Annotated in this window: 1 pseudogene; it reads left to right on the top strand. The window is 68.1% G+C overall.

Going from position 1 to position 1,232, the window contains the following annotated elements:
• Positions 1 to 1,232, top strand: a pseudogene (locus IO33_RS45355) (carbamoyl phosphate synthase preATP-grasp domain-containing protein); the annotation flags it as partial.

Raw genomic sequence — 1,232 nt, 5'->3', positions numbered from 1 at the left:
CCCGGCGACGATCATGACGGACCCGGAGATCGCCGACGCCACCTACGTCGAGCCGATCACGCCCGAGTTCGTCGAGAAGATCATCGCCAAGGAGCGCCCGGACACGCTGCTGCCCACGCTGGGCGGCCAGACGGCCCTGAACACCGCGATCGCTTTGCATGACGGCGGGGTTCTCGCCCAGTACGGCGTGGAACTGATCGGTGCGCGGCCGGAGGCGATCCGCAAGGGCGAGGACCGCGACCTGTTCAAGGAGGTCGTGGAGGCTGTCCGCAGGAGGATCGGGCACGGTGAGTCCGCGCGTTCGGTGATCTGCCACTCCATGGACGACGTCCTGAAGGGTGTGGAGACGCTGGGCGGTTATCCGGTGGTGGTCCGTCCGTCGTTCACCATGGGCGGCGCCGGCTCGGGCTTCGCACACGACGAGGAGGAGCTGCGCCGCATCGCCGGTCAGGGCCTCACGCTCTCCCCGACTGCAACATCCAGTTCGCGGTGAACCCCGAGGACGGTCGTGTGATCGTCATCGAGATGAACCCGCGTGTGTCGCGGTCCTCGGCGCTCGCGTCCAAGGCGACGGGTTTCCCGATCGCGAAGATCGCGGCGAAGCTGGCCGTGGGTTACACCCTGGACGAGATTCCGAACGACATCACGCGGGAGACCCCGGCCTCCTTCGAGCCCACGCTGGACTACGTGGTGGTCAAGGCGCCGCGGTTCGCGTTCGAGAAGTTCCCGCAGGCGGACTCCACGCTGACGACCACGATGAAGTCGGTGGGTGAGGCCATGGCGATCGGCCGGAACTTCCCCGAGGCGTTCCAGAAGGCGCTGCGCTCGCTGGAGAAGAAGGGCAGCCAGTTCACGTTCGTCGGCGAGAGATCGCGGACGAGCTGGCCGGGGCCCCCGAGCTGACCGCCGAGCTGCTCGCCGACGCCAAGCGGCACGGGTTCTCCGACCAGCAGGTCGCCGAGATCCGGGGGCTGCGCGAGGACGTGGTCCGCGAGGTCCGGCACGCGCTCGGCATCCGCCCGGTCTACAAGACGGTCGACACGTGTGCGGCGGAGTTCGCGGCGAGGACGCCGTACTTCTACTCGGCCTACGACGAGGAGTCGGAGGTCGCGCGGCGTGAGAAGCCGGCCGTGATCATCCTGGGTTCCGGGCCGAACCGGATCGGGCAGGGCATCGAGTTCGACTACTCCTGTGTGCACGCCTCCTTCGCGCTCAGCGATGCGGGCTATGAG

It is taken from the genome of Streptomyces durhamensis, assembly GCF_000725475.1.
GTDB lineage: Bacteria > Actinomycetota > Actinomycetes > Streptomycetales > Streptomycetaceae > Streptomyces > Streptomyces filipinensis.
This window is presented reverse-complemented; position numbering and strand designations above follow the sequence as displayed.